We start from the raw sequence: 24,214 nt of genomic DNA, 5'->3' as shown, positions 1-24,214 counted from the left end.
GCGTGCCGGCTTGCGCGTTGCGTTCGGCCGCTCTTCGAAGGCGCGAACTGGATCGGTAGGTCGGGCTTCATGCCCGACAGCGCTGCTAATCAAGGTCGCTGTCGGGCGTAAAGCCCGACCTACGGGGACCGGAACGGGAGCAGTGGCCTGAAGCGGCTACTCGATCAGCGCCCGGTAGGCATGCCAGGTGGCATGGCCGACCAGCGGCACGGTGAAGGCCACGCCGACGCCCCACAGCGCGAAGCCGGCCAGCGTCAGCAGCACGATCAGCGTGCCCCAGGTCAGCATGCAGGCCGGGTTGGCCAGGCACACGCGCACGCTGGCGAAGATCGCGGTGAAGGTGTCGGCGTCGCGGTCGAGCATTACCGGGATGGCCACCACCGACATGGCGAAGGCCAGCAGCGCGAACACCGCGCCCGAGCCGAGCCAGACCGCCAGGAAGGTGGTGTTCTCCTCGGTCAGGAAGTGCGGCGACAGGATCAGCTTGAGGTCGGGCACGTTCTCGGTGAAGAACAGCGCGAACACCACCACCGACACCCGCATCCAGCCGGCCACCAGCAAGGCCAGCACGATGGCGAACAGGCCGATGCCGGCCGGGTTGGCGCGCAGCGCGGTCAGCGTGGGCAGCAGCTTCACGCGTGCCACCGTTTCGTGGCGGCGGCTGATCTCGTAGAGGCCGAGGCAGAGGAAGGGGCCGGCGATCAGGAAGCCGGTGATCAGCGTCATGGTGTGTTCGGGCGCGTAGCCGAACAGCCGGCGGATGCACCAGCCCATCGCCACGAAGGCGCCGCCGTAGAAGATCAGGCCGGTCGGCGTGGCGCGCACGTCGCCGAGCGCGCGGCGTAGCCAGATGAAGGGGGTGTGCCAGGGCAGGTCGCGCACGCGCGGGTTGAGCGCGGCCGGGATCGCTTCGTCGAGTGTTTCCGCCATCTGAGTCTCCTCGATTTTTTATGTGGGCGGGTCGGACAGGGAGGTCGTGCCGGGTTGCAGTGTTCTGTTGCGCGGTTCGGGACAGCGGTTCGGGATGCGGATGGAAAAATGGCGGCCCCGGGAGGGCCGCCATCGGTCTGGCTTTACTCGAGGCCGAGCAGTTCGACTTCGAACACCAGCACGGCGTTGGGCGGGATCACGCCGCCGGCGCCGCGGGCGCCGTAGCCCATCTGCGGCGGGATGGTCAGCTTGCGCACGCCGCCGACCTTCATGCCCTGCACGCCCTGGTCCCAGCCCTTGATCACGTGGCCGGCGCCGAGCGGGAAGCTGAACGGGATGCCGCGGTCCTTGCTCGAATCGAACTTGCGGCCGTCGGTGAGCCAGCCGGTGTAGTGCACGGTCGCTTCCTGGCCGGCCTGAGCTTCGGCGCCTTCGCCGACGCTGAGTTCTTCGATGATGAGGGTATCGGTCACGTGGATTTCCTTGCGTTTGAACGGCGCGATCATACGCCGCGGCCCGCCGCGATGAAAAATCCTCGGCGCACTCGGTGGGACATCCGCCACGCCTCCCGCATGGCGGGCGAAGCCAGATTCGCCGCGGCTTAAGCACTTTGTCATGGAGCCGTCAGCGGGACGTAACACGCGCTGTCTATGCTCGCCCACCTTGCATCCGTACCCCACTTCCCGAACCAAGGTGATAAAGATGAGCGCACACGACCGTCACGGCGAGCAGCCGATCGAGCTGGAAGAGATCGGCACCAACGACAGCGGCAACCCGAGCTTCGACAGCGTGCTGAACGCGCGGCTGAGCCGCCGCGGCATCCTGCGCGGCGGCATGGGCGGCGCGTCCGCCCTGCTGCTCGGCAGCTTCGGCGCCGCCGGCCTCGCCGCCTGCGGCAGCGACGGCGATTCGACGCCCACTCCGACGCCGACCCCCACCCCGACCCCCACGCCGGTCCCCGCGCCCAAGTTCAACTTCAACGCCGTGGCCAAGAACGTCAACGATGCGCTGACGCTGCCGGACGGCTACAGCTACCAGGTGATCTACGCCGCCGGCGACCCGATCAACAACGCCACCGCCGCCTACAAGAACGACGGCACCGACGTCGGCTTCGACTTCCGCGCCGGCGACCACCACGACGGCATGAACTGGTTCGGCCTCAACGCCGCCGGCACCGCCCGCGACGCGGCCAGCACCGACCGCGGCCTCCTGGCGATGAACCACGAGAACATTACGGCCGTCTTCCTGCATGCCAACGGCCCGACCACGGTGGCCGGCCTGCGGCCGCAGGCTGAAGTCGACAAGGAAATCGCCGCCCACGGCGTCTCGGTGATCGAGATCCGCAAGACCGACGGCAAGTTCGCGCTCAACCGTAGCTCCAACTACAACCGCCGCTACACCGCCCAGACGCCGCTCGCGCTGTCCGGCCCGGTCAAGGGCTCGGCCCATGTCAAGACCGCCTATGCGACCGGCGGCGACTTCGCCCGCGGCACGCTGAACAACTGCGCCACCGGCGACACGCCGTGGGGCACCTTCCTCACCTGCGAGGAAAACTGGGCCTTCTACTTCGCCCGCGCCACCGGCGACGATGCCGTGCGCAGCGCCAACGAAGTCGCCGCGCTCAAGCGCTACGGCATCGCCGAAGGCGCCAAGGGCAACGGCTGGCACACCGCCGGCAACACCGACGCCTACACGCGCTGGAACATCGCCAAGCTCGGCACCAGCCCCGAAGGCACCGACGACTTCCGCAACGAAGCCAATACCTTCGGCTACGTGGTCGAGATCGACCCCTACAACGCAGGCGCCGGCGCCAAGAAGCGCACCCACCTGGGCCGCTTCGCCCACGAGTGCGCGGTCTACGCCAAGCCGGTGGCCGGCAAGCCGGTGGTGTTCTACATGGGCGACGACTCGCGCAACGAGTACATCTACAAGTACGTCTCCAAGGCCGTGTGGGATGCGGCCGACGCCGACAAGGGCATGGCCGCCGGCGACAAGTACCTGGACGAGGGCACGCTCTACGTCGCCAAGTTCGGCGCCGACGGCAGCGGCCAGTGGATCCCGCTGACCATGGCCAACGCCGCCATCGCGGGCTACGCAGGCTACACCTTCGCCAGCCTGGCCGACATCTGCGTCAACACCCGCCTGGCCGCCGACGCCGCCGGCGCGACCAAGATGGACCGGCCGGAATGGTGCTCGGTCAACCCGAAGAACGGCGAGGTCTACTTCACGCTGACCAACAACTCCAACCGCGTGGTGGCCGGCGCCAGCGGCAGCAAGCTGCTGCCCGACGCCGCCAACCCGCGCGCCTACGAGGACGTGAAGGGCGCCGCCACCCAGACCGGCAACGTCAACGGCCACATCATCCGCACCGCCGAAGACGGTGCCGATCCGGCGTCGCTGACCTTCAAGTGGGACATCTACCTGTTCGCCGCCCAGTCCGACGCCGATGCGGCGGTCAACCTGTCGTCGCTGACGGCCGAGAACGACATGTCGAGCCCGGACGGCATCTGGTTCGGCCAGAACGGCCTGTTGTGGATCCAGACCGACGACGGCGCCTACACCGACGTGACCAACTGCATGATGCTGGCCGCCCTGCCGGGCCAGGTCGGCGACGGCGGCAGCGCCAACGTGATGAACAAGATCGGCGCCAACACGCTGGAAGTGACCACGCGCAAGGGCAAGAACCCGAGCGCCGACTCGCTGCGCCGCTTCCTGGTCGGCCCCAAGGGCTGCGAGATCACCGGCATCGCCCAGACGCCGGACTTCAAGACCCTGTTCGTCAATATCCAGCACCCCGGTGAGAACACCAAGGCGGCCGACCTGGGCGACCCGAGCAAGTACGAGAGCCACTGGCCGCAGGGCGGCACCGCGCGGCCGCGTTCGGCCACGGTGGTGATTACCCGCACCGACGGCGGCACCATTGGCATTTGATGGTGATGTGCCGGCCCTTTGCGGCCGGCATGCGATACGGCGGTAAAGAAAGGCCAGCGTGAGCTGGCCTTTTCTTATGTGAACGACGTCGCTAGCTGATGCCAATGCGGGCAATTAAGCCCCTCTCCCGCGCGCGGGAGAGGGGTTGGGGGCGCCCGGCGTAGGGTGAGGGCTGGTTCTACGAAGAACAGTCCTCATCTGGTCCTTGGACCACCTTCTCCGTGTACGGGAGAAGGGAAGGGCGGCGCGCCTGGAATCGATCGAATGTGGTCCTATGTAAAAGGCCGGCGTGAGCCGGCCCTTTGCCGTAAACGCCTTACGGCGCCGCCACCGGCTCCCTGACCGTCAGCGCCCCGCCGACCGCGCCGGCATAGAAGATCGCCAGCTTGACCGTCCCGGCACCGACGTTGCGGCCGTTGTGCAGCGTATCGACCACTTCCGCCAGCGTGTCGCCGGCCTTGAGCCGGTTGGTCGCGCCGTTCTTCAGCCGCACCTCCAGCTCGCCCTCGAGCACCATGCCGAACGAAGGCACCGGGTGCAGGTGCCAGCCCGTTTCGGCGCCCGGCGCGATCTCGATGATCATGCCGGTGATCTCGGCCTGGCCCGCCGGATAGGCCAGCGGCTTGCCGTCCCAGCTCTGGCTGGCCTTGAGGATGGTGGTGGCCTTGACGGCCGGGGTGGAGTCGAGCGCGAACGCGGCGGCGTTGAGCGCGAGCGCGGCGACGAGGGCGGCGGTCAGCTGGAAGGAGGACATTGCTGGTCTCCGGATGAGCGGATGGGACGGGCGACGGTCATGGCAGGCCGCGCGAAGCCTGGTGCGGATCGCGACTCAATCTAGACGATTTGCGCGCGTGCTGCGCGGCCGGCGGCATGGTCGTTGACGTAGCCGTGCAGGGTGGGCACGTTTTCGTGCGCACGCGGGGCGGATGTTCGGCTTGGGACTGTGGCTGCGGGCGGTCGTGACCGCGTGGGCGCGAAAGACATGCCCACCCAACCGGGCTGCAAGGTGAAGACCGGAGGCATGGCCTGGCGTGCGACGTAAGGGGCCTGCCGAAGGCAGCTCTCCCTTGAAGGAGGGGTTAGGCGGCGCTGCTTGTTTCATGGCTGTAGACGATGAAGCCGAGATGCTTTGCGACCTGATCGTACAGCGCCCGGCCTGCCTCGTTGGAGGCTTGAGTTTGCCAATAGACTCTGCTCGCACCGGCGGACCTGGCCTGTGCATAGACCGATTGAATGAGGGCTTTGCCAATGCCTTGGCCACGCTGCAGCGGCTCTGTGAAGAGATCTTGCAGGTAGCAAACTGGCTCGACTCTTGTCGTACTTCGATGGAACAGGAAGTGAGCGATGCCGATCAGTGACTCTTCTCTTGCCGCGACGAGAGCAAAGACGGGTTCAATTGGATTGAAGAATCGCTCCCAGGTGGCAAGAGTGATGCTCTCGGGTAGGGCGGTAGCACCAGCTCGACCATAGAAGGCGTTATAGCCCTCCCAGAGCGGCCGCCACTTCGTGAAGTCATCCCGCTCGATGAGACGAACTTGGAAAGGCTGGGACATGGGCTGTTTGCGATACCTAACGTTCGGAGTAAGGAGCGACCGCAAGTGGGCGAAGCCCGCTTGTGGGCATCCCCTTGACGGAGGGGTTAGGCGACACCGCGAACAAGGCTCCACTCGACAGTGCTTGGCTTCACCGAAGCGCAAATTGGACCGCCATCGCCCATGGTGCCGGCGATGCGGGCCTGAATGATCGCCTCACCAGACGAGATGGCGGTCTGGACAAGTTGCTTGGGAATGGAGGCCAGCTTCAACTTTGCGCGGCGTGACCAACACGACTCTGGTTGACCTGCCTGGGTGCCGGAGTTGACGTAGACAAATCGGTCGGTTGGGGCACCCTGGGCGAACTCTCCCAGGAAGTTGGCTGATCCGTCGGCCAACGGCGCACCCAAGCGAAGCTCGAACTCAAACCAAACTTCGTCCGGCTGCTCTGCCCTGGACTCAAGTAGCTCCGACTTGCCGCGTTGCACTGCAAAACGAACGCCGAGTGGAGGAGCAACGACAACGATTCGCATGCGGACGAACTGAGGAGGCTTAGCTATGGTCACGACGGCCCTGGTTGTCTAACGTTTGACATGAGAGGCGCTTGGAGGCCGTAGGCCGGGAAGCGCCCTCTCGATGGAAGGGTTAAACATCACGGTGTGCGGGTCAGGTTTGGCTGTTCGTCAGGTGGCTAGGCAAGTGTCCGATGATTACCTGCTCATCGTCCTCGTCATAGAAGAAGTAGATGCGAAGCGTGTTCGCTTCGTTGTGATCACTCCCGCGCTTTAGATGCCATTCGAGGAATCGATTCGTGCCCCGATGTGGGACGAAATACTTTTCTTTCCACTGGGACAGGCGATTAGGGTCTCCTGTCCTCTCTAGTCCCACCCCAAGGTCTTCAAATAGTGCATCGACTGGGCTTCCTGTTCGGCGGGCTTCTACGTATTGGCGAGCAAGTCGATCAAGGCAGCGATACACAAGCTGCGGTTCGCTGAAGGGGCTCTTTTTTGCAGATCGGGCCGCTCGATTGAGGAGAACAAGACGGCCGGGATACTGCTCTAGTGCCCACGCATCAACTTGATCGAGTGCCGGGGGATAGGTAGGTTGCGCTTGAGAGGTGCCGACTTGTTCTTCCAGTCGTTGGACGAGCGCTCGCATTGCCATTGCTTGTGCTCGGTACTGGTCTCTTTCGACTTGCGCAGCAGTTACCTCTGCATCGGCATAATTGAATTCGTCAGTCTTCTCCTGAATCTGCTGTCGCAACAAAGAGTTCTCTTGCTCCAGGATTGCCGAGCGCTCATCTGTGACTGGTTTGTCGAGCTTGGCGAGTTGATAGCTCAAACTCGCTTGCTTGACTGTTCTGACGGTGGGCAGGTCATGGTCTGGTGATGTTCTCCGGAGCGACAAAGCAGTAAAGGACCTCAACAGAACTTCGATGAACTGATCGTGACTGCGGAAGCGATGCTGCAGCCACTCTCGAGTTGCAATAGGATGAACTGAAACCTCATCGGAGAACGGGTCAAACCCTGCGTTGTACGTTCGGATAGCACCACCCCAGACCGAGAATTCCCTGCCGAAGCTATCGATCAATTCGTCTACTTGGCTGTCGCCGAGCACGAAGACGTGGGCAAGTCCTGCAAGGCGCATTGCCGTTCTTGCGGCATTTGCCCGTGCATCGATTCCCTTTCCCTCGCTGAAAACAACAACCGGGCGAGTGCGCTTGTTATTCAGGAGAAGCTCGCACATTAATTCCAGAGCAGACAGGTCATCGACTTGTATTGGTCGTTCGCTAAGCTGGGTGCCATATTCGCGTAGACCTGGGTTCTTTACCCACGCGCTTACGATCGCCGGAACACTTGGGTTGAAGTCAAATCCAGAGATTGAATCGAGAAGCGTTAAGCGAACGCCTCCCAGTGCTTTGGTATCTGTGCTGGCGACCGTTGCTTCAGTTCGCCAAATTCGGCCAGGTACGCTTGGGTCGAATTTGTCGAACTGGAGGGCCCAGTAGTTATCAAAGCGCACTGCCGAAACAGGCATGGATTCCGACGCATCAAGTTCGAAGGAATCTCCTCTGAATGCGGCATCAGGCAGCAACACTCTCTGCCGATCTTTCAGCCATGTGAGAACGGCGCTGCGGGCGTTGGCAGCGTTTTCGGACGGGGACTGATTCTGCGCGCAGAACTCGCCCGTAACCTGGACTACGGTTCGGGAGTGCGTTCTTCTTCCAGAAGTCGGTGAGAGTACCAAGAGTACCTCCTGAAACGTGTAGGTGATGTCTAACGTGAATACGACTGCCCCCGGTGCAGCGTAAATCATGACTGCCGTCTAACAAACCTGAGACTGTTTCCTACCGCCGTTGGCAGCCAAGCTGAAATACGCATCGAGTATAGGCAAGCAGGGCGCGACGCGCACAACCCCAGCGCTATGGACATGAATTACACGGCACTCGGCAGGCCTTGCCCAAGTGTAGTCTGTCGGGGTGTGGCACTTGCTATCGTCGCTGGATAACAATCGATGCTTTCGATGAATGATTTCAACCAATTTGCACAGCCATGCCGCCGATGGCCGGATTCTAGCGCTTCAAGGCTTCCAATGCTCGCGCCGAGCTCAGCTCGCGCAAGTCCTCTGGCGAAACGACGACGGCAACCGGCAGTCCTCGGCGCGTGATGGTCACGGGCTCGCGCCTCGCCGTGTCGATCATCTCTCCGAAGTTATTGGGAGCTTCCACACGTCATCGTGCGCATGACCCTATCCCACTCTCAAACTAGCAATTACCCCTATTCTGGCCAGTACATGCCCCATTGGCTGGCTGGGTGAAGCCGGCCGGCTCAACGGTCACCGCGGTAGAAGCGTTGGACTTCATCACTATTCAACTCAAGCTATGGCTCAGGGTGTGGGGCGCGACCTAGCATGGTAGACCCACCACGCCCAAGCACAGATCGCCAACTCGACGGCGAACGACCAGTGCAGGATGAAATTAAGCCACCAGGGCTGGTACAGCGCCGGCACGCTGAACAGCGCGAACGGGCGGTCGAGCAGCGGGGCGAACCACCAGATGTCGCCGACCAGCGTGTCGAGTGCCATGTGCAGTAGGCCGCCGAGGTCGAAGGCCAGTAGCGGCAGTGCATGGCGCGACCATCGCAGTGCAGCGGCGGCGATCAGCGTCAGCGCGATCCAGCATAGCGGCCAGTGCGAGAAATATTGGTGATGATGGGTCTGGCGCTGGTCGACCAGGTAGAAGTAAAGCAGGTCGAAATCGGGCGCGACGGCGCCGAGCATGCCGGCGGCTACGATGATGCCGGTGGGTACGGCGGGATTGCGCAGGCGGTTCAGCAGTTGGGTTGAGAGCAGGTAGCCGGAGGGAGGTGGGCGACGAACATGTGGGGTGTGAGGTGGGGGGAGGGCCATGCCCCGTTACAGCATGTCCTTTAGCTCGAAGCCGAGGGCGCGGGCCAGTCGCTCTGCGGCATCCAGCGAAATGCTGGTCGTTCCTCGCTCGAACCGACCGACGAAGTTGCGGTGGAGACCGGCCCTTTCGGCCAACGTCTCCTGCGACATTTCGAGTAGCCGGCGCTCGCGGCGTACCGCTTGAGCAAATTTGGCCAAGGCGTTTCCGGATGGTTCTTTTGCCTGCGGCATGGGAGATGGGGACTGATTTTTCACTTCCTCAGGTTGTGTGAAACCGGGCTTGCCATCCAGACACACGAATGTTCATAATGAACATGTAAGTGTTCAAAAGGTAGCTTTTGAGAACCGATTTGTTCGGGTAGGTGATCTAGTCAGCTCATAGGTTGAGCTTATGGAGAGTTTCGATGGCCGGTATGAACACGTCGCAGTCTCACTACCCGCTTTACCCTCATTGGCAAACCTTCGCCGCCGAGGTCCGCCTGCGCGGTCATCAAGCTACGCTTGGTTATCAGGCCGCTTGTGGACTTCGTGGCGTACTGACCTTGTTGGCGGCCGACGACGCTGAGCACGAATCGATTGAATGCGATGAAGAGGGAGGGCGGCCACTCGAACCTACGTTGCGTGCTGATCTGGTTTCAGCGGCATTAGCTTTGGTCCAGACGATGGTAGAAATGTTCGAGGGAGCAGAAACTGGTGGAGTACCGTCGCATGAAGCCGGTTCTGATTTGGTAGTTGCAACAGAGTGAGTGAACTTGTAGCTCGCAGATGCACTTCATAAAGACAAACAAATACACGATAAATTATGGGCTTCATTTTATTCAGTCTAGCCCTGTCTATTGTTACTGCGGATTTGAAAATGGATTGCTACTACATGGCTGTATGGGATTTGCTGTGTGTTGCCGTACAAAGTCCTGGCCAACGGTGCGGTATTCTGTAAATTAGCTAGGTAAGGGATTAGATGCAAGTGGTGAGGGTTGGGGGTCGCGGACTCATGAAGAAGGGAAGTTAATGAAAATCGACTATCGCGGTTATGCCAGGAAATCCTTGCAACAGGCGCAGCAAGAGTTGCAGGGAAATGACGATGTACGCTTACGTTCAGCTGCCCTACAATTACGTATGGCGATGGAAGCATTGACCTATGATCGTATGCAAATTTACGCCGATGAGATTTCGCCGGAGGAATATTTGACTTGGCAGCCAAAGCGGGTGATGGAGCTATTGTTAGAAATTGATGCCGGCGCCGACAAGGACTCGTCGCTTGCTTTGGGGGTTGAGGAGGTTTATGGCGTTCTTTCCAAAGAAATGCAATTTCTCGGCACTGAGAAGGTGCTTAACATGGTGACGATAAAAAAACATTATGATGCCATGGGTTCATACTTGCACATGCCGACCCCGAAGCAAATGCAAGAGGGACGGAAATTTGATGCCGACAAGCTTCGCGCTCGTTGTTTGCAGATTGCTGAAGGGCTGGAGGAAGTGCTTGCATCGCGGATCAGCAATATACGATTCGCTACTTGGTCGCAGACTAGCTGTGTTTATTGCCATAAAACAATGCGGAAGCGTGCGCCAATAGACAAAGAGCCTGTGTCAACAAAGTGTTTTGAGTGTGGGGCGCTCTATCGCATGTTCTTGGTTAATGAGCGTCAAGTGCGATGGGAACCACAAGAGACTGATGTGTCGTGCCCAACGAGCGGTTGCGCTCATACCTTCGTGATCGGAAATCATGAGATCAAGTTAGGTGCGAAATGGGGCTGTCCGAAATGTGGCCAACGCTGGAAGATTGGTTATTGCATCGCTCCAGACGCTGGGCCACAAGATTAGCCAAGTAGGCTGGGCACGCATTTGTGCCCACGCGAGACGGATCGAGTGGATGAACGAGCTAAGGACCTCACCCCGCCGCCATCAACTCCCTTAAAACAAACGGCAGAATCCCGCCGTGCTCGTAGTAATCCACCTCGATCGGCGTATCGATCCGGCACAGCACCGTCACATCCTGCACGCTGCCGTCGGCGCGGGTGATGCGCAGCGTCAGGTCCTGCTGCGGTCGCAGATCGGCCGTCACGCCGACGATATCGAAGGTCTCGTCGCCCTTGAGGCCGAGCTTCTCGTGGCTGTCCTCGCCCTTGAACTGCAGGGGCAGCACGCCCATGCCGACCAGATTGGAGCGGTGGATGCGCTCGAAGCTGCGCGCGACCACGGCCTTCACGCCCAGCAGCTGGGTGCCCTTGGCTGCCCAGTCGCGGCTCGAGCCGGTGCCGTATTCCTCGCCGGCGAACACCACCGTCGGCGTGCCGCGGCGGATGTATTCCATCGCCGCCTCGTAGACCGTGGTCTGGGCGCCGTCGAGCAGGGTGAAGCCGCCTTCGATGCGGCTGCCGTCCTCGCGCGCCGGCAGCATCAGGTTCTTCACCCGCACGTTGGCGAAGGTGCCGCGGATCATGATGTCGTGGTTGCCGCGGCGGCTGCCGTAGCTGTTGAAGTCGACCTTCTGCACGCCGTGCGCCAGCAGGTATTTGCCGGCCGGCGTGGTCTCCTTGAACGAGCCGGCCGGGCTGATGTGGTCGGTGGTCACCGAGTCGCCGAGGATCAGCAGCGCGCGCGCGCCGCGGATGTCGTGGACCTGGCCCGGCTGCATCTGGAAATCGTCGAAGAACGGCGGCCGCGCGATATAGGTCGACTCGGGCCAGGTGTAGACCTGGCCGGCCGGCGCCGGGATGGCGTTCCACAGGTCGTGGTCGCGGGTGAAGTCGCCGTAGAGCTGGCGGAACACCGCCGGGTTCATCGCGTAGTGCATCAGCGCGTGCACCTCGTCGCTGCTGGGCCAGATGTCGTGCAGGAACACCGGCTGGCCGTCGCTGCCGATGCCGAGCGGCTCGGTCTCCATGTCGATGTTGGCGCGGCCGGCCAGCGCGAAGGCCACCACCAGCGGCGGCGAGGCGAGGAAGTTGGCGCGCAGGTTGGGGTGGATGCGCGCCTCGAAATTGCGGTTGCCGCTGAGCACCGCGGCGCAGACCAGGTCGTTCTGGGTGATCGCGTCGTTGATCTCGGGCGCCAGGTCGCCGGCGTTGCCGATGCAGGTGGTGCAGCCGTAGGCGGCGATGTTGAAGCCGAGCTGGTCGAGCCAGGGCTGCAGGCCGGTCTCCTTCAGGTATTCGGTCACCACCCGCGAGCCGGGGCCGAAGCTGGTCTTGATGCGCGGATGGACCTTGAGGCCCTTCTGCACCGCTTTGCGGGCCAGCAGGCCGGCCGCCAGCAGCACGCCGGGGTTGGAGGTGTTGGTGCAACTGGTGATGGCGGCGATCAGCACGTCGCCGTTGCCGACGTCGATGCCCGGCAGCGGCGTCTCGATGCGCTTGGCCAGGTCGGCCGCCGGCAGATTGAAGCCGTTCTCCTCGATCGGCTTGGAGAACAGCGTGGCGAAGGTGTCGCGCATGGCCGGCAGGGCGATGCGGTCCTGCGGCCGCTTGGGGCCGGCCAGGCTTGGCACGATGGTGGATAGATCGAGCGACAGCGTGCGGGTGTAGGCGATCTGGCCCGAAGTCGGCATGCCGAACAGGCCCTGTGCCTTGAAGTAGGCTTCGAAGGCCTCGATCTCGGCGACTTCGCGGCCGGTGCCCTTGAGGTATTCGATCGTCTTGTCGTCGACCGGGAAGAAGCCCATGGTGGCGCCGTACTCGGGCGCCATGTTGCCGATGGTGGCGCGGTCGACCACGCTGAGGCTGGCGGCGCCGGCGCCGAAGAATTCGACGAACTTGCCGACCACCTTCTCGCGCCGCAGCATTTCGGTCACCGTCAGCACCAGGTCGGTGGCGGTGATGCCGTCGCGCAGCGCGCCCTTGAGCTCGACCCCGATCACGTCGGGGGTGAGGAAGTAGACCGGCTGGCCCAGCATGCCGGCCTCGGCCTCGATGCCGCCGACGCCCCAGCCGACCACGCCGACCCCGTTGATCATGGTGGTGTGGCTGTCGGTGCCGACCAGGGTGTCGGGGAACACCATCTCGCCGTCGTCGGCGATCGGGCGGATCTGCACGCCGCGGAACAGGTATTCGAGATTGACCTGGTGGACGATGCCGATGCCGGGCGGCACCACCTTGAAGGTGTCGAAGGCCTGCATGCCCCACTTCATGAACTGGTAGCGCTCGCCGTTGCGCTGGAATTCCAGCTCCATGTTGAGCCGCAGCGCGTCGGGCGAGCCGTAGTGGTCGATCATCACCGAGTGGTCGACCACCAGGTCGACCGGCACCAGGGGCTCGATGGTCTTGGGATTCTTGCCGAGCTTGTCGGCCACGTTGCGCATGGCGGCGAGGTCGGCCAGCAGCGGCACGCCGGTGAAATCCTGCAGCACCACGCGGGCGACCACGAAGGGAATCTCGTCGGTGCGCGGCGCGACGGCCTTCCAGTTCGCCAGCTCGCGCACGTGTTCCTCGGCCACCTTCTTGCCGTCGCAGTTGCGCAGCACCGATTCGAGCACCAGCCGGATCGACACCGGCAGCTTGGAAACCGGCCCGACGCCGGCCGCCTCGAGCGCCGGCAGGCTGTAGTACTGCAGCGTGCGGCCGGTCGGCAGGGCCAGGGTCTTGAGCGTGTTGAACAGGTTGTGGGGCATGGCGGGCTCCTTCTTATTGCAGGTCTGGGGCGGACCGTCCGGGCGGCGGACGCGATCGGGATGGCAGTAGTGTCCGACCTCGCGGCGGCGCGACGGTTCGCGGCGGTCGTCGGGATGCGTTCATCTTGGGCGATGGCGGGCGGGATGCAAGTGCGGCCATGAGCATGTCCGTCGAACGTTGCATGAGGTCGCGCGCCCCCGGCCGAAGGCGTCATGTAGGTCGGGCTTTATGCCCGACGGCGACGTCGGCCGGCAGCGCAGTCGGGCATAAAGCCCGACCTACAGTCGCACGGCGGGGGCGATAGGGGTTGTAGGAGCGGCTTCAGCCGCGAATGGTCGCAGCCGAGCCGGCTTCATTCGCGGCTGAAGCCGCTCCTACAAGTAAGCGACGCGCCGGTTGAAACATCAGGCCTGCTTCAAGGCCGCCGCCCGCCGCTCCAGCCATTGGCAGAACGCCGTGATCGCCGGGTCGTTCATCAGCGCGCGCGGCGCGATCCAGCAATAGCCGCGCACCGGTACCCGCGGCCCGGCCAGCGGCGCGACCAGGGTGCCGGCACGGATCTCGGCCTGCATCATCGGCAGCGGCCCCAGCGTCACCCCCAGGCCGTCCATGGCGGCCTTGAGCGCAAGGTAGAAGTGGTCGAACTGCTGGGCGGCGGCCGGCTTGAGTTCGGCCACCCCGGCCAGCGTGAGCCAGCGCTGCCAGGCGGTCGGCCGGGTGTCGGCGTGCAGCAGCGTGTGGCGCGCCAGGTCGGCCGGCTCGCGGATCGGCAGCCGTTCGAGCAGCGCCGGGCTGCACAGCGGGATCTCCCACTCGTCGAGAAAGGGCTGGCTGATATAGCCGGGCCAGTCGCCGGGGCCGCGCCGGATGGCCAGGTCGAACGGCGCGTCGAGCCGGCCGATGTCGCGGTCGCTGGTCATCAGCCTGAGCTCGACCTCGGGATGGTCGCGCTGGAAATCGGCCAATTGCGGCAGCAGCCAGTGCATCGCCAGCGTCGGCGTCGAGTTGATCACCAGCCGGCGCTGACGGTCCGGCTGCAGCAGCTGGGCGGTGGCATTGGCGATGATGTCGAGGCCGTCCTGCACCTGCACCAGGTAGCGCCAGCCGAGCTCGGTCAGCCGGACGCGGCCGCCGTGCCGCTCGAACAGCTTCACGCCCAGCCATTCCTCGAGCTGCTTAATCTGTTTGCTCACAGCGCCGTGGGTGACGAACAGCTCGCCGGCGGCCGCCGAAAAGCTTTCCAGACGGGCGGCGGACTCGAAGGCACGGAGCGCGTTGAGCGGCGGCAGCTTGGTATTCATGATGTGAGTTTAGCTCACAGGCTGTGTAGCAATTACTCGTTTGTGTGGCATGGAGCTTGCGCGTACTCTTCGCCCACCCGAAAAACCGTCCCGCGCGCGTGGTCTTCCGCGATCCGCCGGGGACGCGATATCGCAACCGCAAGCAAAAGGTCCCCGCCATGCTAGAAGCCTACCGCCAGCACGTCGCCGAGCGCGCCGCCCTGGGCATCCCGCCGCTCCCGCTCACCGCCCAGCAAGTCGCCGCCCTGGTCGAACTGCTGAAGAACCCGCCGGCCGGCGAGGAACAGACCCTGGTCGAGCTGATCACCCATCGCGTGCCGCCGGGCGTGGACGACGCCGCCAAGGTCAAGGCCTCCTTCCTGGCCGCCGTGGCCGAGGGCGAAGTCGCCTCGCCGCTGGTCAGCCGCGCGCTGGCCACCCAGCTGCTCGGCACCATGCTGGGCGGCTACAACGTCAAGCCGCTGGTCGACCTCCTGGCCGACGCCGAAGTCGGCACCATCGCCGCCGAAGGCCTGAAGAAGACCCTGCTGGTGTTCGACTACTTCCACGACGTCAAGGCGCTGGCCGACGGCGGCAACGCCAACGCCCAGGCCGTGCTGCAGAGCTGGGCCGACGCCGAGTGGTTCAAGAGCCGCCCCGAAGTGGCCGAGAAGATCACCGTCACCGTGTTCAAGGTCACCGGCGAAACCAATACCGACGACCTGTCGCCGGCGCCCGACGCCTGGTCGCGCCCCGACATCCCGCTGCACTACCTGGCCATGCTGAAGAACGCCCGCCCCGGCATCACGCCCGAGGAAGACGGCAAGCGCGGCCCGATGCAGTTCATCGAAGACCTGAAGCAGAAGGGCAACCTGGTCGCCTACGTCGGCGACGTGGTCGGCACCGGTTCCAGCCGCAAGTCGGCCACCAACTCGGTGGTGTGGGCGACCGGCCAGGACATCCCCTTCGTGCCGAACAAGCGCTTCGGCGGCGTCACGCTCGGCGGCAAGATCGCTCCGATCTTCTTCAACACCCAGGAAGATTCCGGCTCGCTGCCGATCGAGGTCGACGTCTCCAAGCTCAACATGGGCGATGTGATCGACATCTATCCCTACGCCGGCAAGATCGAGAAGAACGGCGAAGTGGTGGCCGAGTTCAAGCTCAAGAGCGACGTGATCCTGGACGAAGTGCGCGCCGGCGGCCGCATCAACCTGATCATCGGCCGCGGCCTGACCGGCAAGGCGCGCGAAGCGCTGGGCCTGGCGGCCGCTACCTCCTTCCGCCTGCCCAAGGCGCCGATCGACTCTGGCCGCGGCTTCTCGCTGGCGCAGAAGATGGTCGGCCGCGCCTGCGGTCTGCCGGAAGGCCAGGGCGTGCGCCCGGGCACCTACTGCGAACCGAAGATGACCACCGTCGGCTCGCAGGACACCACCGGCCCGATGACCCGCGACGAGCTGAAGGACCTGGCTTGCCTGGGCTTCAGCGCCGACATGGTGATGCAGTCGTTCTGCCACACCGCGGCCTATCCCAAGCCGGTCGACGTCAAGATGCACAAGGAACTGCCGGCCTTCATCAGCACCCGTGGCGGCGTCGCGCTGCGTCCGGGCGACGGCGTGATCCACTCCTGGCTCAACCGCCTGCTGCTGCCAGACACGGTCGGCACCGGCGGCGACTCGCACACCCGCTTCCCGATCGGCATCTCCTTCCCGGCCGGTTCCGGCCTGGTGGCCTTCGCCGCCGCCACCGGCGTGATGCCGCTGGACATGCCCGAATCGGTGCTGGTGCGCTTCAAGGGCAAGATGCAGCCGGGCGTGACGCTGCGCGACCTGGTCAACGCGATCCCGCTGTACGCGATCAAGGCCGGCCTCCTGACGGTGGCCAAGGCCGGCAAGAAGAACGTGTTCTCGGGCCGCATCCTCGAGATCGAAGGCCTGCCGGACCTGAAGGTGGAACAGGCGTTCGAACTGTCCGACGCCTCGGCCGAACGCTCGGCCGCCGGCTGCACGGTGCACCTCGACAAGGCCCCGATCATCGAATACATGACGTCGAACATCACGCTGATGAAGACGATGATCGCCAACGGCTACCAGGACGCCCGCACGCTCGAGCGCCGCATCAAGGCGATGGAAGCCTGGATCGCCAAGCCCGAGCTGCTGAAGGGCGACGACGACGCCGAATACGCCGCCGTGATCGAGATCGACCTGGCCGACATCCACGAGCCGATCGTGGCCTGCCCGAACGATCCGGACGACGTGAAGACGCTGTCCGACGTGGCCGGCGCGACCATCGACGAAGTGTTCATCGGTTCGTGCATGACCAATATCGGCCACTTCCGCGCCGCCTCGAAGCTGCTCGAAGGCAAGCGCGACATCCCGGTCAAGCTGTGGGTGGCGCCGCCGACCAAGATGGACGCCGAACAGCTGACGGCCGAAGGCCACTACGGCACCTTCGGCACCGCCGGCGCGCGCATGGAGATGCCGGGCTGCTCGCTGTGCATGGGCAACCAGGCGCAGGTGAAGGAAGGCGCGACGGTGATGTCGACCTCGACCCGCAACTTCCCGAACCGGCTGGGCAAGAACTCCAACGTCTACCTCGGCTCGGCCGAACTCGCCGCCATCTGTTCCAAGCTCGGCCGCATTCCGACCAAGGACGAGTACATGGCCGACATCGGCGTGATCAACCAGAAGGCCGGCGAGGTGTATCGCTATATGAACTTCAACGAGATCAAGGATTATCAGGATCTCGCTGAAACGGTAAATGTTGCTTAAATTCAGTTAGTTGGTGTTTGTTGTGTGGAGGGGTGGCTGAATGTTGGAAGTTCAGATACCCCCATAAATACCCCCATGTGCTTGTGTTGGCCCGCCGACTGTGGCGGGCCTTTTCTTTGGCTCGTCGTACACGTGGTGGTATGGATCACCCAGTGTGGGCTTGTCGAAGTCGCGTCGGCTCCTTGTTCAGCAACTTTCTCGGTAAACATTGGTCAACGTAAAGGGATCTATCAATGGAGAGGGGAAGAGCCATGAATATGAAAATATCGACAAAATGTGAATATGGGCATGATATTACGCTGGAAAAGGATCTGGATGATATATCCGGTACCGTTGGTGCTGTTACAATTGAACTTTTACCGCCATTTCCAGGAAAAATTGATGTTGCGTGTCCTAAATGTAGGGAGTTAGTGGAGGAAATTATTAAATCAAATAACTGGTGGTAAATAGCTGGAATAGGTGACTTAGGTCCGCCAGCTGACGTGGTTCTTTAGTGTATGTTTGGTAGCGGTATTTATTAAACTGAGTATGTCGCGGCGAGCGAGGTAATAAAAAATGGATCCAGTGGATGTAGTACGCTTTGAGCAACTATTACTGGGCGCCGAACCAGAGCGTGGGGATCGTGCACTTTTCATTTCGGTTATTGAAAATTTGTGTCCAGAGGACCTTTGGAAGATGAGCTTTACGCTGGACAAGCTACACTCGTCGTTAAAGACTGCTCTGCGTGACGTGTTTCAGAAGAAGGCGATTCGTCAAAAAGATGATCTGGCGCTCGCAGCCATTGTTGGCATGATTCAGAAAGACCATTGCTGACTTTGCCCCGTTAGAGATATTTTTTAAAGTATTTCGCCTGCAGCCATACGCCGAGCACCAAAGTGGCCGCCATCGGCCCCACGACCCATGCTGGATCGAGTGGCTGGGGTAGGCCGCAGTACACCAGCGCTGCCAAGGGTACTGATGCCTTCCGTAGCCGCTGAGCGTGATGGAAGATCGTCGCCGATTCCCGCTCTACATTGACTTTGCGGATCTGTCGCGCCACTAGGCCGTCCACCAGCGAGACGCCGACCAGGACCAGGATGACGCCGGCGCCGAGAAGAAGATGCGAAAGGCGTACGCCGATGAGCTTGGTCGCATACATTGCCGTCAGCGCGTAGGGATATGTGACAGCCACAGGGCTGCCCTCACGCCAGACGCTCGTCTCCCGGGCGTCGATCGCGTCCTGTACGGCTTGGTCGACCTTCGTCCAATGGAACACTGGCCGGTAGAGGACATCGGAGGCCAGCAGCGCAACGTGCGGCTCGCGCGATCGTGCGAACGCATCCAGCAGCAACTCACGCATCTGGTCCGGCGCGCGGTCGCCATGCCGGTAGACGGCATAGCCCACCTGGCCAATCAGCGCGATGGTGTACAGCATGACGATCACCAGGATCGCCCGCAGCGTCACGCGCATCGGCAGCAGCGCGGCCCCTTGGACAACCTCGTCTCGGATCGATGCGGCACGCGGCATGGCCTACCACCCGGCCCCGAGGCCTTGCACGTCGACCTCGTCGTCGTTGATGGCCGCGTTGTACTTCTCGCGCATCGAGTTGGCCATCGCCTGCAGGTTGGCCGGCATCGCCGGATCGTTCGCGGCCGACGCCAGCGGCATGCGGATCTTGTAGAGCTGGCCACCGTTGATGAGCGCGAACGCTTGACCCTTCGGCAGCTGCACCAGGTCGCTGGGCTGCACCATGTCGACCTCGACCGTGCTGACGGAATCCTTGTTGCTGCTCTTGAAGGTCGTGGCGTCCCCCGGATCGCCGATGTCGTTGGCGGACGAGTCGGGCGTCACCTGCCGGATTCGGACCTTGGGTAGCTGGTCGGTCAGCAGCTCGGCGGTCTCGGTGTTCTTGACCCGCAGCATGATCAGGCTGTTGAAGTTGCCGGCGATCTGGCCGGCCTTCGCGGCGTTGCCGATCTTCGCTTCGACATCCGACCAGGTCTGCGTGTACGCGGTCACCTGGAAGCCGGCGCCGCCGGCCTTGTTGACCATCGGGATGAACTCGTCGCCGATCAACTCATTGAATTCGTCGAAGTGCATGGCCGCCTTCGTAGGCGGGTTGGCCTGGCGCTGGCCATACGCCTGGCCATGCTTGTAGATCTTGCCGGCCAGCGACGTGAGATCGGCAAAGGCCGCGTTGCCAACCGCGCCGGCGACCTCATAGTCCGTCAGCGCGTCGAGGCCGAAGTAGACGATCGCCTTCTGGTCGAACACCTTGGCCCAGTCGAAGATCGGTCGGCTGTCGCTGGCGTCGTCGTAGTCGGGCGACAGCAGGCCGGCAATGTCGCCCGTTGTCAGCTTCTCGAGGAGCGGGAAGAGCGAGGACACCAGCTTTTCGAAGTAGGTCCTGTCGTTGGACAGCACGCTCATCAGGGCAGTCCCGACGTCGTCCTGCAGCGCCTGCTCCTGGATGTACATCAGCAGCTTGACCGTGGTGTCGGTGCGGCCTGTCTTCCGGCACTTTTCCTGCAGCGTCTTGCCGTCGACGTTGAACTGGTCGAGCTCCTTGCGCCAGTCCGGGCGATCGCGGTCGAGCCAGAATTCGAAGTACTGCAGGCACAGCGCATCGATGTTGACCGCGTGCTGGTAGATCGCCTTGTAGCTCGGCTTGAGGCCAAGGAGCGCCATCGCTCTGGCCATCACGTTGACGAACCGCCAGACGAATTGCCGGAAGGTCGCACTTTGCCCTTCCGACGGCAGCGGGCCGGCCGTGCGGGTCGCGACCTCGGTGATCTTGCCGAAATTCCCCACGGGGTTGTAACGGGCAGAGAGCTCCGGATAGCCGAGATGGAACATGTAGAAGTCCTTCTCGCGCCCCGCACGCACAGCCTCGGCGTACATCCGCTTGAGCAAATCGGCATCGCCCTTCGGGTCGAAGACGATGACGATTTCACCCCGGGCGATGTCCTGGCTGATCAGCAGCTCGGCCAGCCGAGTCTTACCGACGCGGGTGGTGCCGAGCACCAGGGTGTGGCCGACGCGCTCGTCGGTCGCTTGCCAGATGTCCTCCTCGTCGAGCTCGATGCCATGGATCGCCGGGTCCCCTCCGACTGGCGGGAGCGGCGCGACCGGGTTCCACCAGGCGAGGCGCGTCGTGTACTTGCAGAGCCAGTGCTTGCCGTCCGATTCGCGCTCGATTCGGCGCGCCGCCTTGTAGAGCTTCGAATCCAGCCTGAGATGGTCGTACGCCGGCTGCCGGGCCAGGTGCAGCCGCTCGGTGTGCCGGGGTAACCATCGGAAGCCCTTGCCCAGGAACAGATGCTGGCGCGCCCGTGGTATCTCGTCGGCGGTGACCACGTAGGACGACAGCCGGCGCAGATTGCGGCGGCTGCGGTGGATGCGCCAACCCTGCCTCCCTCGGTGCAGCGCGACGACGCCCAGCGCTGCAGTGGCGCCGATCAGCGACGGTATCGACGGTGCCAATCCGGGATGTGTCAGCAGGGCGCCTGCACCGGCCACGGCGGCCGCGGTCGAGTAGAACTCGAAGGGCGGGCGGAACGGGTTGTCGAGCACGATGGGTAATCAGGCTGACTTCGAGGGGGCAGAAAGGTCGATCTTGAGCGCAGCCAGATGCTCGCCTGTCGTCGGTCCGACGATGAGGACCAGCGCGCCGATGGGCTGGCCGCCGGCGTCCAGGGTGGCCATCCCGGCGATCGGCTGGCGTTGCGCCACCAGGTGCTCCAGGGCTTCACTGACCGGGCGGTCGGTGAAGTCGTCCATATTGATGGCGTTGAAATGCATGGTGACGTTCATGGAGATGCTCCAGTGGAGGAGGCCTGCACCAGCTTGGCGAGGTGCGGATTCGGGGCTGGGACAGGGCTGAAGAGCGATTCGGGATTGGGGAGGACAAAGCCGTGGACGACCGCGCCGCTGGCAGTGCGGTAGCTGTGTACCCAGCGCGTGTCAGGCTTACCTTTGCCGTCGATGACGGTGTTTGGCGCCATCAGGCGGCTCTTGGATACATGCCGCTGGACGATCTGCGCTGGCGTTCGGTGCTTCTTCTGGTCGTCAGCGCTGGGCTCGGGCAACAGCTCGAGGCGGGCACCGCTTTCCACGAATCGGTGGAAAACTGCAGGCGAAATCAGCAGCATGCCTTCCGGTACGAAATGCACGATGGCCTTGGCACTGTTGTGCTCGAGCGCGCCGCTGCCGACGCCCTGCTGGACCCATGCCAGCAGCTGATAGGTCAATCGCCGGGAAATACCGAGCCTCTCCGTGACCTCGAGACCGATTGCAGCGGGAACCGCCGGGACGACGGTGGCGTTTGGCGCCTGCACCTGCAGCGCCGGCGGCATCGCGTACAGCGGGACCGCTGACGCCTGCAGCGGCTCGGCGACAGGCTCGAGGTCACCCTCGGTAGGCGGCTCGCTCGAGCTGCGGGCCGGTTGAAGCGGCAGCGGCCGCGCGTTGGCAGATCCCACTCCAAACGCGGCCAGTAGGGCGTCCTCGGGATTCTCACCGTCAGGTGAGTGGCTGGACACGATTGCGCGGGGCGGTGCGGGAAGGTCGGGCGTGCCGACATCCGTGGCCGCTCGTGAGGACGGCGCAGTCGATGGCTGTGCAGTGATCGTGGGAGATGGTGCGACTTCAGTTGGCGGTAGTGGCGTAAACGAAAACGGATCGTCGTCTACCTCATCCACAGGGGCGACAGCGACCGGCCCGGTCGCGAAGCGGTCGACTGGCGCCAGATCCGCATCGCGTGCGGCAGGGGGAAGCGCGTCGGCCTGCAGCGGCTCAACGACCTCGGACAACGGGGCTTCGGTCGGTGCCGGCTCAGCGCCGCCGACGATGGCTGGTGCCTTGCCGGCGCCGACGGTGATCCGGCCTCCGAACGCAGCTGGATATTGCGCAGGACTTTCATACAACTTGTCGAGCGGGAAGCAGAGGACCGTCAGGCGCGGGACCTGGAAGTCGCCGTGCTTGACGTCGATGCGCCAGATCGCCTGGCCGGTCTCGGGATTGGCACGCAGTGCGCCATACTCCTGCCAGCAGTCCATCAACCGCTCGTTGTCCGCAGGTATGCCGCTCTGCGACGCCGCATCGGGTTGCGCCTGCAGCCAATCACGGCAGGCATCTGCGACGCGCTTGCTGACGAGCCAAGCGCAGCCGTCGTGCACCCAGCCGGCCGCGCCAGCGCGATTCAACGGGAGCTCACCGTCGGCCAACTGCGTCCGGAGCGCCCTCATCAGCCGTTCAATCAGCGGAACGGCTTTAGCGCTACCGAAACGCCGGCGCGACCCGTTAGCCAGGTTGTCCGCGACCGACTTCGAGTCGGCCTGACTGACGAGCTCGGCCATGACGTTGTTGCGCCGATCCGCGTCGCCGGCCAGTACCGCAGTCAGCGTCTCCATCAGCAGCGGATCCTCGGCCAGCCATTGCCGCGCGGTGGACGGGATCAAGCGCTGGAACAGGATGATGCCGGCCCGCTGATGCAGTCCGTAATCGCGCTCGTTGCTTGGCGCAAACCTGACGCGATAGTGCGGCGCGCCGCACTCGAGCAGCGATCCTGCGAGGGGATTCCAGAGCCTCGGCTTCTGCGGATCCGCTGACGGAATTTCGATGCGGAGATCGGTCAACGGCTTGCCGATGTCGTGCAGCAGCGCGGCGACGAGGACGCCATAGCGCCACCGGTGGCGCAGCTGCGCCCGTTCTTCGGGCGACCGCCCGGGTGGTATTTCTCGTCCCTCGCTGGCCCGTACGGCGTGTTCCGCGACCTCGAATATGTGGATCAGCAAACCGCCTGGTTGCGCATGGTGGTGGGATTCGCTCGCTGGCAGGCGCTGCACGAACTCGGACACGCCTTGCAGCAGCGGCAGCACGTCCTGCCAATTGCGATCGCTGAATCCGAGCGACTGGCGGATTCGCTCGACCCGGCCGTCGACCTTGGTCAGCGCCCATAGACCGGCGGCGTCCAGCACCTCGATGCTGTCGGATGGGCTCCTGCCTGTGGTCGGCGGTTTGGCGCCCTTGTCCGCATGTGTGGACAGCGAGTCATTGCCAGCCGTATCGGCTGGCCGGCGGCCGAGCCACCACCATACGGTCGCGCCTACCACGACGACGCTGCCGGCTAGCCAGAGGCTCATACCGGCCGTTCCTCGGTGCGTCCGCATATGCGGACGCGGCCGTCATGGCGGTCGAGCAGCCAGCTGTAGATCCTGTCGCGGCGCGGAGAGGGCGTCGACTGGCGCCAGACTCGCACGGGGCCGCGCCGCAGTAGCCGAGAGAAGGGTTCCTGGGTGCTGTCCCATTCGCCCGCCCGGCCGGAAGTGGGGCAGTCCGCCGCGGCGCGCCAGGTGAGGCAGTCCAGCTGCGACAGGACATGCGCGACGTCGCTGTCGTTCGGCCGGCGCGTGCGGCCGGCGAGTCGTTCGAGCCCCACTTGGAATTGCAGCAGCGGCACATCATCGATTTGCAGCAACCGTTCGGCATTCGCATAGCTGATCCAGCCGTCGTAATGCCCCAGCCAGCTCATTGCCGGAATGAACCAATCGGCCATATTCAGCGCTGCGAGTTGTCGCAGGAGCTGATTGGTCAATGGCGCACGGCAGGCCGATGCGGTGGGTTTGAGTCGGGCCACGGGAAACTTACAGATCGCAATGGGATGGGCGAGGCTAGCGAAATTGGCCCCGCTATATCAATCGAAAACCCTTCCGCGATGAGAAAGGGTTTTCGATTGACTTTGCGCGAATATTTGCGGCACGCTAAAGAGCCCGGCGAT

The 24,214-nt window shown here is 63.5% G+C and carries 22 protein-coding genes; 6 read left to right on the top strand and 16 right to left on the bottom strand.

Annotated features, from left to right (window positions below; translation table 11 throughout):
- Window positions 1-156: 156 nt before the first annotated feature.
- Entirely contained in the window at window positions 157-930 is a 774-nt protein-coding gene (locus tag H9L41_RS17015) for a DUF2189 domain-containing protein (protein ID WP_028444799.1), read from the bottom strand.
- Between the two features lie 143 nt (window positions 931-1,073).
- Window positions 1,074-1,436, bottom strand: a complete 363-nt coding sequence (locus H9L41_RS17010; RefSeq protein WP_051318699.1) for an FKBP-type peptidyl-prolyl cis-trans isomerase — start codon at window positions 1,434-1,436, stop codon at window positions 1,074-1,076.
- A 196-nt stretch (window positions 1,437-1,632) separates the two neighbouring features.
- On the opposite strand from H9L41_RS17010, the gene H9L41_RS17005 reads away from it, so the two are divergent.
- A complete protein-coding gene (locus H9L41_RS17005) occupies window positions 1,633-3,861 on the top strand; it encodes a PhoX family protein (RefSeq protein ID WP_028444797.1) in 2,229 nt (742 codons plus the stop codon).
- A 316-nt stretch (window positions 3,862-4,177) separates the two neighbouring features.
- Here the strand turns inward: H9L41_RS17005 and H9L41_RS17000 are convergent, their stop codons facing one another.
- The 7 genes from H9L41_RS17000 to H9L41_RS16970 all read right to left on the bottom strand — a co-directional run bounded on the left by H9L41_RS17000 (window position 4,178) and on the right by H9L41_RS16970 (window position 8,999).
- Complete coding sequence (locus H9L41_RS17000) at window positions 4,178-4,615, bottom strand: cupin domain-containing protein (protein WP_084299810.1); 438 nt, start codon at window positions 4,613-4,615, stop codon at window positions 4,178-4,180.
- Between the two features lie 325 nt (window positions 4,616-4,940).
- Window positions 4,941-5,414, bottom strand: coding sequence for a GNAT family N-acetyltransferase (locus H9L41_RS16995; protein ID WP_028444795.1), 474 nt, complete (start codon window positions 5,412-5,414; stop codon window positions 4,941-4,943).
- A gap of 86 nt (window positions 5,415-5,500) precedes the next feature.
- Window positions 5,501-5,926 carry a DUF5990 family protein gene (locus H9L41_RS16990; protein ID WP_084299808.1) on the bottom strand — a complete coding sequence of 142 codons (426 nt, stop codon included), beginning with the start codon at window positions 5,924-5,926 and terminating at the stop codon, window positions 5,501-5,503.
- 133 nt (window positions 5,927-6,059) lie between these two features.
- A complete protein-coding gene (locus tag H9L41_RS16985; RefSeq protein WP_157461849.1) occupies window positions 6,060-7,490 on the bottom strand; it encodes a hypothetical protein in 1,431 nt (476 codons plus the stop codon).
- Window positions 7,491-7,965: 475 nt separating this feature from the next.
- On the bottom strand, window positions 7,966-8,094 hold the full coding sequence (locus tag H9L41_RS26275) for a type II toxin-antitoxin system prevent-host-death family antitoxin (RefSeq protein ID WP_084299806.1): 129 nt from the start codon (window positions 8,092-8,094) through the stop codon (window positions 7,966-7,968).
- Window positions 8,095-8,279: 185 nt separating this feature from the next.
- Window positions 8,280-8,672 carry a metal-dependent hydrolase gene (locus H9L41_RS16975; RefSeq protein ID WP_373282041.1) on the bottom strand — a complete coding sequence of 131 codons (393 nt, stop codon included), beginning with the start codon at window positions 8,670-8,672 and terminating at the stop codon, window positions 8,280-8,282.
- Window positions 8,673-8,807: 135 nt separating this feature from the next.
- Complete coding sequence (locus H9L41_RS16970; protein ID WP_245589161.1) at window positions 8,808-8,999, bottom strand: helix-turn-helix domain-containing protein; 192 nt, start codon at window positions 8,997-8,999, stop codon at window positions 8,808-8,810.
- A 206-nt stretch (window positions 9,000-9,205) separates the two neighbouring features.
- On the opposite strand from H9L41_RS16970, the gene H9L41_RS16965 reads away from it, so the two are divergent.
- Both H9L41_RS16965 and H9L41_RS16960 read left to right on the top strand, forming a co-directional pair.
- On the top strand, window positions 9,206-9,547 hold the full coding sequence (locus tag H9L41_RS16965; RefSeq protein ID WP_157461848.1) for a hypothetical protein: 342 nt from the start codon (window positions 9,206-9,208) through the stop codon (window positions 9,545-9,547).
- 262 nt (window positions 9,548-9,809) lie between these two features.
- Window positions 9,810-10,622: a hypothetical protein gene (locus H9L41_RS16960; protein WP_157461847.1), complete on the top strand. Its 813-nt coding sequence runs from the start codon at window positions 9,810-9,812 to the stop codon at window positions 10,620-10,622.
- Window positions 10,623-10,689: 67 nt separating this feature from the next.
- On the opposite strand, the gene acnA is transcribed toward H9L41_RS16960, so the two are convergent.
- Both acnA and H9L41_RS16950 read right to left on the bottom strand, forming a co-directional pair.
- Complete coding sequence (gene acnA / locus H9L41_RS16955) at window positions 10,690-13,407, bottom strand: aconitate hydratase AcnA (protein ID WP_028444791.1); 2,718 nt, start codon at window positions 13,405-13,407, stop codon at window positions 10,690-10,692.
- 405 nt (window positions 13,408-13,812) lie between these two features.
- The gene (locus H9L41_RS16950) at window positions 13,813-14,709 is read right to left on the bottom strand and encodes a transcriptional regulator GcvA (protein WP_028444790.1); all 897 of its coding nucleotides are present in this window, start codon (window positions 14,707-14,709) and stop codon (window positions 13,813-13,815) included.
- Between the two features lie 158 nt (window positions 14,710-14,867).
- Here H9L41_RS16950 and acnB point away from each other — a divergent pair, with 158 nt between their 5' ends.
- The 3 genes from acnB to H9L41_RS16935 all read left to right on the top strand — a co-directional run bounded on the left by acnB (window position 14,868) and on the right by H9L41_RS16935 (window position 18,269).
- Complete coding sequence (acnB, locus tag H9L41_RS16945; RefSeq protein ID WP_028444789.1) at window positions 14,868-17,456, top strand: bifunctional aconitate hydratase 2/2-methylisocitrate dehydratase; 2,589 nt, start codon at window positions 14,868-14,870, stop codon at window positions 17,454-17,456.
- Between the two features lie 251 nt (window positions 17,457-17,707).
- Window positions 17,708-17,902 (top strand): hypothetical protein, encoded by a 195-nt coding sequence (locus tag H9L41_RS16940; RefSeq protein WP_157461846.1) that lies wholly within the window; start codon window positions 17,708-17,710, stop codon window positions 17,900-17,902.
- 109 nt (window positions 17,903-18,011) lie between these two features.
- Window positions 18,012-18,269 carry a hypothetical protein gene (locus tag H9L41_RS16935; protein ID WP_157461845.1) on the top strand — a complete coding sequence of 86 codons (258 nt, stop codon included), beginning with the start codon at window positions 18,012-18,014 and terminating at the stop codon, window positions 18,267-18,269.
- A 10-nt stretch (window positions 18,270-18,279) separates the two neighbouring features.
- Here the strand turns inward: H9L41_RS16935 and H9L41_RS16930 are convergent, their stop codons facing one another.
- Genes H9L41_RS16930 through H9L41_RS16910 form a run of 5 tightly spaced genes read right to left on the bottom strand, consistent with a single transcriptional unit; the run spans window position 18,280 to window position 24,073 of the window.
- Window positions 18,280-18,963 (bottom strand): IncC plasmid conjugative DNA transfer DtrJ family protein, encoded by a 684-nt coding sequence (locus H9L41_RS16930; protein ID WP_084299804.1) that lies wholly within the window; start codon window positions 18,961-18,963, stop codon window positions 18,280-18,282.
- Between the two features lie 3 nt (window positions 18,964-18,966).
- Window positions 18,967-21,009, bottom strand: a complete 2,043-nt coding sequence (traD, locus tag H9L41_RS16925; RefSeq protein ID WP_245589160.1) for a type IV conjugative transfer system coupling protein TraD — start codon at window positions 21,007-21,009, stop codon at window positions 18,967-18,969.
- 9 nt (window positions 21,010-21,018) lie between these two features.
- Window positions 21,019-21,249 (bottom strand): hypothetical protein, encoded by a 231-nt coding sequence (locus H9L41_RS16920; protein WP_028444787.1) that lies wholly within the window; start codon window positions 21,247-21,249, stop codon window positions 21,019-21,021.
- Window positions 21,246-23,579 (bottom strand): MobH family relaxase, encoded by a 2,334-nt coding sequence (gene mobH / locus H9L41_RS16915; protein WP_051318697.1) that lies wholly within the window; start codon window positions 23,577-23,579, stop codon window positions 21,246-21,248. Before mobH ends, H9L41_RS16920 begins: the two co-directional genes overlap by 4 nt.
- Window positions 23,576-24,073, bottom strand: coding sequence for a hypothetical protein (locus H9L41_RS16910; protein ID WP_157461844.1), 498 nt, complete (start codon window positions 24,071-24,073; stop codon window positions 23,576-23,578). Before H9L41_RS16910 ends, mobH begins: the two co-directional genes overlap by 4 nt.
- Window positions 24,074-24,214: the final 141 nt, after the last annotated feature.

Source organism: Chitinimonas koreensis, assembly GCF_014353015.1.
GTDB classification, from domain to species: domain Bacteria; phylum Pseudomonadota; class Gammaproteobacteria; order Burkholderiales; family Chitinimonadaceae; genus Chitinimonas; species Chitinimonas koreensis.
Note: the sequence above shows the minus strand (reverse complement) of the source record. Positions and strands in the feature narration are given on the sequence as shown.